At 67.9% G+C, this 9066-nt stretch carries 8 protein-coding genes and 1 pseudogene; 2 read left to right on the top strand and 7 right to left on the bottom strand.

Translation table 11 applies throughout. From position 1 onward, the window contains the following. Positions 1–47: 47 nt before the first annotated feature. Complete coding sequence (locus tag AB0L57_RS14310) at positions 48–257, bottom strand: hypothetical protein (RefSeq protein WP_364961335.1); 210 nt, start codon at positions 255–257, stop codon at positions 48–50. A 304-nt stretch (positions 258–561) separates the two neighbouring features. Here AB0L57_RS14310 and AB0L57_RS14315 point away from each other — a divergent pair, with 304 nt between their 5' ends. Next, complete coding sequence (locus AB0L57_RS14315) at positions 562–786, top strand: DUF397 domain-containing protein (protein ID WP_364961337.1); 225 nt, start codon at positions 562–564, stop codon at positions 784–786. A 50-nt stretch (positions 787–836) separates the two neighbouring features. Here AB0L57_RS14315 and AB0L57_RS14320 read toward each other — a convergent pair whose 3' ends face one another. The 5 genes from AB0L57_RS14320 to AB0L57_RS14340 all read right to left on the bottom strand — a co-directional run bounded on the left by AB0L57_RS14320 (position 837) and on the right by AB0L57_RS14340 (position 6016). Beyond that, positions 837–1796, bottom strand: a complete 960-nt coding sequence (locus AB0L57_RS14320; protein ID WP_364961339.1) for an alpha/beta hydrolase family protein — start codon at positions 1794–1796, stop codon at positions 837–839. Between the two features lie 147 nt (positions 1797–1943). Continuing rightward, positions 1944–2402: an HIT domain-containing protein gene (locus AB0L57_RS14325; RefSeq protein ID WP_364961341.1), complete on the bottom strand. Its 459-nt coding sequence runs from the start codon at positions 2400–2402 to the stop codon at positions 1944–1946. Between the two features lie 42 nt (positions 2403–2444). After that, positions 2445–3878, bottom strand: coding sequence for an adenylosuccinate lyase (purB, locus tag AB0L57_RS14330; protein ID WP_364961343.1), 1434 nt, complete (start codon positions 3876–3878; stop codon positions 2445–2447). A 6-nt stretch (positions 3879–3884) separates the two neighbouring features. After that, the gene (locus AB0L57_RS14335) at positions 3885–4565 is read right to left on the bottom strand and encodes a TetR family transcriptional regulator C-terminal domain-containing protein (RefSeq protein ID WP_364961345.1); all 681 of its coding nucleotides are present in this window, start codon (positions 4563–4565) and stop codon (positions 3885–3887) included. Between the two features lie 281 nt (positions 4566–4846). After that, positions 4847–6016, bottom strand: coding sequence for a pyridoxal phosphate-dependent aminotransferase (locus AB0L57_RS14340; RefSeq protein ID WP_364961347.1), 1170 nt, complete (start codon positions 6014–6016; stop codon positions 4847–4849). A 696-nt stretch (positions 6017–6712) separates the two neighbouring features. Here AB0L57_RS14340 and AB0L57_RS14345 point away from each other — a divergent pair. Beyond that, positions 6713–7128 (top strand): annotated as a pseudogene (locus AB0L57_RS14345) (M23 family metallopeptidase); the annotation flags it as partial. Between the two features lie 16 nt (positions 7129–7144). Here AB0L57_RS14345 and purD read toward each other — a convergent pair. Then, on the bottom strand, positions 7145–8422 hold the full coding sequence (gene purD / locus AB0L57_RS14350) for a phosphoribosylamine--glycine ligase (protein ID WP_364961349.1): 1278 nt from the start codon (positions 8420–8422) through the stop codon (positions 7145–7147). Between the last annotated feature and the right edge of the window lie 644 nt (positions 8423–9066).

A 9066-nucleotide genomic window follows, 5' to 3' on the forward strand; every position in this document is an offset into this window, starting at 1 on the left:
GGTGACGCTGCGCTACCGCCTCCGGGCCACCACCATCAGGCCGTGCCCTACCCGAGCCCGGTGCGCGGCGCGGGCCGTCGCAGATCGGTTCCGGTGCCGCGGGCCGAACGGCGCGATTCCATCAGGAAGAACAGTGCGGCTTTACGGCGTGCGCACTGGTCGGTGGGACAGCTGCTGTGACCGTGCAGGATGTTGTGCGCAAGCTCGACGGTGAGGTGCCGGGGCACCACCGCGCAACTGTCGAAGACGGGTGCCATGCGGTGCTCCATCCTTGTCGTCCCTTCACTGCGGCAGGGTGTGCCTATTCGGTCTCGCGTCGAAACGACGCCACATATCTGCCACAATCACTTGGATTACCGCTCGGGTTGCGCCGTAAACCAGCACTGTTGCTCTCGCGAGTAGACAAAGGCCACATTTCGCAGGTTCGGGCATCGGTGTGATCCCGGACATGTCCGTCGCCGCGAATTCGGAAACGACACCGGTACGCGACGCCTACTGTCTACGACGACAGCGCTCGCTCGGCCCGGCCGATGGGCGATCACATCGATGCGGGAGCACAGGTTGGAAGCGAAGAATCGCGATATCGAGCCCGGGGCGGTCTGGCAGCGCAGTGGTGACGGGGAGGGCGGTGTCGAGGTGGCGTTCCTGGCCAGCGGAAATATCGGGTTGCGGGATGCCAGGAATCCGGACGGACCGGCACTGATCTTCACCCCCGGCGAGTGGCGCGCCTTCGTCGCGGGCGCCAAGGACGGTGAATTCAACCGTCCCGGCACGGAATCGGCCTGATCGGCGAGCAGGTCGCGCGGTAGTGCTACCGCGCGACCGAGCAGCCCGTCTCAGGCGCCGATGGCGCCGCCGATCGTGGGCCAGGACGCGTGCAGGTAGTCCTGCCAGTAGGACCAGGAGTGCGTGCCCACCACATTGTGATCTACCCGGGCCGGAATCCGCATACCGCGCAGCCGCTGTTCGAAGGCGGTGACACAGATGTCGACACCGGCCTCGATCGGCCCGCCCAGGAAGATGTTCTCCGGCAGCTGCGGTTTGATCTCCGACTCGTGCGGGCCGGGAATCCCGGTGCCGGTGGACAGATAGATGGTCTTGCCGCGCAGCCGATTCGCCAGCAGCGCCGGATCGTGGGCGCCCCATTCCGGACTACCCGGCGCACCCCACATATCGAATGGATTGCCGCCCCGGTTGGCGATCGAGAACGTGATCGCTCCCTGTGCGATGCCGAGGTCGGGGCAGGCGCTGTATCCGGCGATCGCCTCGTAGAGCTCGGGGTGCCGGGCCGCCAGTACGAACGCCGCGATACCGCCCATGGACAGTCCGCCGATGGCATTGACGCCGTTGCCGTCGAATGCGGAATCGATGATGGGCGGTAGCTCCTGGGTCAGGAAGGTCTCCCACTGGTAGCGCCCGAAGTGCGGATCGTCGTTCTGCCAGTCGGTGTAATAGCTCGCCTGCCCACCGATCGGCAGCACCACATTGACGTTCTTTCCGAGGAAGAACGGCTCGGCGTCGGTGGCATTGGTCCAGGTGCTCTGTTGCACACCGGGGTCCAGGCCGTCGAGCAGATAGTAGGAGGGCCGCGCACCACCGCCCGCGGGGTGCAGCACCTGCACCTGAATGGTGCGGCCCATGGCCGGTGAGTCGATGAACAGCGCGGTCCTGGTGGCGCTCATGTCGTTCTCCCCGACCACCTGTGCCGCGGCGGCGCGAGGCAGCAGCCCGGTCCAGGGGCCGACGACACCGGCCACGACAGCGAGCACGAAAGCAGCAACCGTCGAGCGCCGCATATCCCCACCTCCATCCGCCCACCACAAGTGCTACTCAAGGTAACCCACACTCGGGTTGCGCGGAGGCGTTTGCCCATCCGGCGTTTCTTCAGCAAACCATCCGGTTCGCAGTAATTCGGCCCGGTACGAGGGCGATTACAGGCACCACTACCGCCCGTCCGAGCGGCCCTCGGCAACCGATTCCGAACGCTGCGCCGCACCCCGGATCGAGGCCGCCAGGTAATCCAGATCCGCCCGTGGCGGACTCGTCGCCCGGCTCCGCAAGCCGAATCCGTCTCCCGGAGTCCTGGGTATCACGTGCAGATGGACGTGAAAGACCTCCTGGCCCGCCGTAACCCCGTCCGCGAGAAAGAAATTCACGCCGTCACAGCCCACCTCGGAGGCCCGCAGCGCCGCGGCCAGCCGCTGACCGACCTGGAAGAGCTTGCCGCCGATCACCGGGTCCAGCTCCGCCAGACTCCGCGCCGGCACCTTCGGAATCACCAGCAGATGCCCGGGCGTCACGGGGCGAATATCCATGAACGCCAGCACGTCCGGATCTTCGTAGACCTTCGATGCCGGCGCCCGTCCCGCCACGATATCGGCGAAAATTCGGTAGGGATCCATGGTGCGCACCCTAACGGGCGCGACACCGGATGCGGCTGCGAGCTACAGGATCGGCGACGGGGTGTAGCGCGCTGCGTCGGGGTACGCGTCGATCAGCTTCTGCACCTGTGCGACGACATCACCCACCTGCGCCTCGGCGGCGCCGATGAAGGCGGTGCGGTCGGCGAGAGCGGTCTCGAGCCCGGTGCGGTCCAGGGGCATGCGATCGTCGGCGGCGAGGCGATCCAGCAGATCGGGTTCGCGTCCCTGTTCGCGCATGGCCAGGGCGACCGCGACCGCGTGTTCCTTGATGACCTCGTGCGCGCTCTCCCGGCCCACGCCCGCGCGGACGGCCGCCATCAGGATGCGCGTGGTGGCCAGGAACGGGAGATAGCGGTTGAGCTCGCGCTCGACCACCGCCGGATAGGCGCCGAATTCGGTGAGGACGGTCAGGAAGGTCTCCATCATGCCGTCGATGGCGAAGAAGGCGTCCGGCAGTGCGACACGGCGCACGACCGAACAGAACACGTCGCCCTCGTTCCACTGCGCGCCGGACAGTTCGGCGGCCATCGAGCCGTACCCGCGCAGCACCACCTGCAGGCCGTTGACCCGTTCGCAGGAGCGGGTGTTCATCTTGTGCGGCATCGCCGAACTACCGACCTGGCCCGGCTGGAAGCCCTCGGTGACCAGCTCGTGTCCGGCCATCAGCCGCACGGTGTGCGCGAACGACGAGGGGCCCGCGCCCAGGTGGACCAGCGCCGAGACGACATCGTGGTCCAGAGAGCGGGGGTAGACCTGACCGACACTGGTCAGCACGGTCGAGAAACCGAGGTGGCGGGCCACCTTCTGTTCCAGCTCAGCGAGTTTGCCCGCATCGCCGTCGAACAGGTCCAGCATGTCCTGGGCGGTCCCCATCGGGCCCTTGATTCCGCGCAGCGGATAGCGGTCGATCAGCTCCCGCACCCGGCGCAACGCGATCAGGACCTCATCGGCCGCACTGGCGAAACGCTTGCCCAGGGTGGTCGCCTGCGCCGCGACATTGTGCGAACGGCCGGCCATCACCAGCGACTGATACTCGGCGGCCCGCTCGGCCAGCCGCGCCGCGACCGCGACACCGTGCTCGTAGCTGTGCTCGAGCGACAGCCGGATCTGCAGCTGTTCGACGTTCTCGGTGAGATCCCGGCTGGTCATGCCCTTGTGGATGTGCTCGTGTCCGGCGAGGGCGTTGTACTCCTCGATCCGCGCCTTCACATCGTGGCGGGTGATCCGCTCCCGCTCCGCGATCGACGCCAGATCGACTTCACCGAGGACTCGCTCGTAATCCTCGATCACCTCGGGGGTGACCGATTCGGTACCGGCCGCACCGAGTTCGGTCTGCGCCCGCAGCACTTCGAGCCACAACCGGCGCTCGAGCACGATCTTGTTCTCGGGCGACCACAACTGCACCAGTTGCGGGCTGGCGTACCGGGTGGCGAGGACGTTCGGGACAAGACTCACGGACAGTCAGTCTAATGTTCGATGCCTGCTCGGTTGCTGGGGCATGGCCGGGGGCATCGACTGCGACGCCAGCAGCGGTTGCGGTGTAGGGGGCGCGATCACGTCGATCAGCTCCAGCAGGGCCGCGCGGGCGGTGCGGCGCGGCTGCGGATCGGACTCGGCGAGTGCCGCGACCACGGCGCCGTCGACGACGGCCACCAGCCGGCGCAGCTGATCGGTGCGGACCATGCGATCGGATCGGCGCAGCACATCGGCGACCAGATCCTCGAGCTGCGCGCGCAGTCGCAACTGCACCTCACGTAGCTCCGGATGCCGGGCCGAGGCCACCGACCGCTCGTACCGCGCGATCAACCGGCCCCGGGCGAATTCGTCGGGGCCCTCGGTGCCGACCATCAGATCCACGATCAGCTCGACGGTCGCCTCCGGCCCGCGGCGGCGATGGGTGACATCGCCGATGCGGCGGCGCATCGCCTCGAGTTCAGCGGTACCGCTGAACTCGACCGCGCGCGCGATCAGATCCTCGAGCGATTCGAAATAGTAGGTCGTGGAAGCCAACGGCAAATCGGCGCGCGTCGCCACCGAACGGTGGCGCACGGCATCGAAGCCGCCTTCGAGGAGTAACTCTGCGGCAGCCGCAACCAACGCTTGGCGACGCCTTTCGCCTTTCGGGGTCGTCGCGGTGATCACCGTGTCATCGTGCCAGTCATCATCGGTTCATCCGTGCCAAATCGGTGCGATCTGTACAAATCTGTACGCCTGTGCAATCCCGGCCGATCCGTGCTGTGGAATCGGCATGGGCAACCGGGGTCGGTTCGACGAAATGGGTTGAAAACACAACCAAATCATTTGTACCGCATCGACACGTTCCACGGGCCGGTACGGAAAGTAGGCGCCCGGAAAACTCTGTGCCGGTCCGGATATCGCCGCCTCGGTCCGAATATCGCAGCATCCGTCCGGATATCGCGACATCAGTCCAGATACCGGGCAAGCCGGGCAAGCGCCTCCTCGATGTCGGCGGTCGCGCCGGCGAACGAGAAGCGCACCGTGCGGTGTCCGTTGCTCGTGTCGAAGTCGATGCCCGGCGCCAGTGCGACGCCGGTGTGTGCCAACAGATCCGCACACCATCGGGTCGAATCCTGGCTCAGGTGACCGATATCGGCGTAGGCGTAGAAGGCGCCGTCGGCCGGGGCCAGATCGGTGATCCCCAGCGCGGGCAGGCCGTCGAGCAGCAGCGACCGATTGCGTGCGTAGCGGCGCACGTGACCGTCGAGCTCCGTTTTGGCCTCGGCACCGAACGCGTGCACCGCGGCGAACTGCGAGATCGCGGGCGGGCAGACGGTCATATTCGACGCCAGCCGCTGCAGCGCGGGACGCAGCCGTTCGGGCGCGAGCATCCAGCCCAGCCGCCACCCGGTCATCGAGAAATACTTCGACACCGAGCCGATGACCACCGATTCCTTCGAGGTCTCCCAGGCCGAGCTGACCGGTTCGGTATCGCCGCCGCTGCCGGAATAGGCGATGCCGTGGTAGATCTCGTCGGAGATCAACAGGGTGCCGTGGTCGTCACACCAGCGAGCCAGTGCGGCCAGTTCGTCCGGGGCGATCATGGTCCCGGTCGGATTCGCCGGACTCGCCACGATCAATCCGGCGGGCGGTTCGGGCAGTTCCTCGAGCATCGCCACCGTCGGCTGGAACCGGGTCTGCGGACCACAGTCCAGTTCGATCACCCGGCAGCCCAGTGCGGTGAGAGTGTTGCGATAGGCCGGATAACCCGGCCGGGCCACCACGACGGTGTCACCGCTGTCGAATGCGGCCAGGAACAGCAGGGTGAACGCACCGGAGGAGCCGGTGGTGACCACGACATCGTCGGCGGTCACCTCGATGCCGTACCCGTCACGGTGATGACCGGCGATCGCCTCGCGCAATTCCGGAATACCGAAAGTCTCGGTGTATCCGAGCAATTCGCCGTCCAGTGCGGCCGCGGTGGCCCGCAACACTGGCGCCGGTGCGGGCGTGGAGGGCTGCCCCGCCGCCAGTACCAGCACATCTGCGTGGGTGCGGGCGCGTTCGGCGGCAGCCTTCCAGACATCCATGACGTAGAAGGTGGGAACGGTGGACCGACGGGATTCACTGCGCACCCGACGACGGTAGAACACCGCCCGCCCGCGCCGACGGGCACGGGCTTCCTCGGCCGACGCAGCGCACCCCCGCGCCCTGCTGCGCCGCCGGACAACCCCCTGTTATCGTCGGCAGAATGCCTGACCAGGCACGCCGCGCCAAGATGTACCAGGGGGGCTGGACCGTGATCCGCCCGGACTGGCGTACAGCGCTGCACAGCGAGCGGCCCTCGATGCGGGCGCGGCTCCGATCGCTGGCCGGTCGATCCCGCCGTATCGGCCGTTCCGCGGCGGGTGCGGGACGGCGCTGGTACGAGCGGAACCTCCGCGGGCGGAATTGGCGCGAGGAGTTGGAAACCCTGTGGCCGCGCCTGCGTGGCTGGGTGGGCGACCATCGCGTGCTGACCCTCGGCGTGGTCGTGGTGGGCCTGCTCGCCGCCGCCGATGCGGTGGCACCGGGGACGATCGACTCCGCACCGAAACCCGGTGCGATGCAACGCATTGCCGTCGCGTATCCCCTGCAGGTCCAGGCCGAGCCGGAGACCAGCAAGCGCTATGTGCAGGCCATCGACAACGGCGAACGCCTCCGCGAGGCCCAGGTGGTGGCTGCCGCCTCACGTGCCACACTGGATCGGGCGAAGGCCGAGGCCGCGGCGGCGGTCGCCGGAACGCCGCAACCGTGGTTGCCCGGACCGTCGGCGAGCATGCCCGGCGGAATCATCCCGGGCGGCATCGCGCCGGGCTCCAGCGGGTTCGCGCTGCCGGCGGTCGGCGTGTTCAGCTCCGGTTACGGTGGCCGCTGGGGCACTTTCCACTACGGCATCGATATCGCCGCACCCATCGGTTCACCGATCTACGCCGTTGCCGACGGCACGGTCATCGACGCGGGGCCGGCACAGGGTTTCGGGCTGTGGGTGCGAATTCGGCACAGCGACGGCACCATCTCCGTCTACGGCCACATGTACGACTTCTCGGTGTCGGTGGGCGAACGGGTGCGGGCCGGGCAGCAGATCGCGCGCATCGGCAATCGCGGCGATTCCACCGGGCCGCACCTGCATTTCGAGATCCTGGTCAACGGCCAGCACATCGATCCGCAGCCGTGGCTGGCGATGCGCGGAATCAAGCTCGGCTGAGCGGACGGCCGCCCCGCTACACGCGGGTCGGCAGAGAAATGCGGTCCTCGACCGCGGCGAGCCCGATATCGGTGCGGAAGTGACTGCCGGGCAACTTGATCCCCGCGATCCGCGCGTAGGCGTTGACACGAGCCTCGGTCAGATCACCACCAGTGGCAACGACATTGAGCACGCGGCCACCGGCCGACACCAGCGCACCATCGCTCCGCTGCGATGTACCCGCATGCAGCACTTCGGTATTCGCGACCGCACCCTCGGTTCCCGAGATGACGTCGCCGGTGCGAGGACGGCTCGGGTAGTTCTCCGCGGCCAGCACCACCGTGATCGCCGCGCCGTCCTTCCAGCGCGGCGGCTGCGCCTGGGCCAGGGTGCCGGTGGCGGTGGCGTGCAGCAGGGCGCCGAGCGGACTGTCGAGCAGGGCCAGCACGGCCTGCGTCTCCGGATCGCCGAAGCGGCAGTTGAATTCGATGACGGCGGGCCCCGCCTGACCGATCGCCAGCCCCGCGTACAACAGGCCGGAGAACGGCACGCCCCGTCGAACCATTTCGGCGGCAACGGGTTTCACCACATCGTCGACGATTTCGGCGGCGGCTTCCGCCGGCAGCCACGGCAGCGGGGCGTAGGCGCCCATACCGCCGGTGTTGGGACCGGTATCGCCGTCGCCGACGCGCTTGTGATCCTGAGCCGGCAGCAGCGGCACCACCGTTTCACCGTCGACCAGGCAGAACAGTGAGACCTCGGGACCGTCCAGGAACGACTCCAGCAGGACCGGGTGGCCCTGTTCGAGCAGTTCGGCGCCGTGATCGCGAGCCGCGGACCGATCGGCGGTGACGACCACGCCCTTGCCCGCGGCCAGCCCGTCGTCCTTCACGACCCAGGTCGGGCCGAAGCGGTCCAGCGCCGCATCGAGTTCACCGGGATGATCGACGATCTCGCTGTGCGCGGTGCGCACCCCCGCCGCCGACATGACGTCCTTCGCGAAGGCCTTGGAGCCCTCGATCCGCGCCGCGGCGGCCGACGGCCCGAAGCACGCGATACCCGCGGCTCGCACCGCATCGGCGATACCGAGGACCAGCGGAACCTCCGGCCCGATCACGACCAGATCCGCACCGAACTCCCGGGCCGCCCCGACCACGGATTCGGCACCGACCGGATCGACCGGCCGTACCTCGGCAACCTGGGCGATACCCGGATTCCCGGGCGCGGCCGCGATGGCGGTCACCCCCGAATCTCTCCGCAGGGCTTCCACCAGGGCGTGTTCACGGGCTCCGGAACCGATGACGAGTACGCGCACGCGTGACAGCTTAGGGGACGCCGGTGAACGCCAGATGGCGGAGGACCGGGTGGACGGCCCGCTGCGCCGGGGAGGACTACTTGAACGGGTCGGGGTGCGCTGGGCGAGCCGGTCGGGACCACAGGTCACACCAGTTGGGACCACGGGCTGAACCCGCCGGGGCCACACACCACACCAACCGCAACCACGGGCCGAACCCGCCAGAACCACACACCACACCAACCGCAACCACACGCCGAACCCGCCAGAACCACTATCCGAAAAGGTTTTAGCTGTATTTTTGGCCTTCGCTTCGCTCCGGCGGGTTTCGCGGCCCCTGAGTCTCGCCGATCGGCGAGACGGCCGCGAAACCACCCAGTTGATCTATCCGGGGAACGCTTCATGCGTGCCGGGCCGGGTTGGGTGCGGAGGTCGCTTATTTGGGGGGGTTCTGGCTGTCGGGGGGGTGAGTGGTTCACGACCGGCTCGCTGTTCGGGTTCGGGTGTGGTTGCTGGCGAAAAGCGTTTCCGGTGAGCTCATCCCGCAATGGTGACCCTGCCCGCCTGACGCAACCCGGCACGCATGAAGCGTTCCCGGGACAGACACACCCGGGAGGGTTGGCGGCCGTCTCGCCGTTCGGGTGCCGCTGCGCAAGCGACGAAGG

This window comes from Nocardia sp. NPDC052254 (assembly GCF_040679495.1).
Taxonomy (GTDB): Bacteria; Actinomycetota; Actinomycetes; order Mycobacteriales; family Mycobacteriaceae; genus Nocardia.

Bases quoted from the DNA above. Each gene is read 5' to 3' on its own strand.
- AB0L57_RS14310 (WP_364961335.1), bottom strand. From the start codon at position 257: ATGGCACCCGTCTTCGACAGTTGCGCGGTGGTGCCCCGGCACCTCACC.
- AB0L57_RS14320 (WP_364961339.1), bottom strand. From the start codon at position 1,796: ATGCGGCGCTCGACGGTTGCTGCTTTCGTGCTCGCTGTCGTGGCCGGT.
- AB0L57_RS14325 (WP_364961341.1), bottom strand. From the start codon at position 2,402: ATGGATCCCTACCGAATTTTCGCCGATATCGTGGCGGGACGGGCGCCG.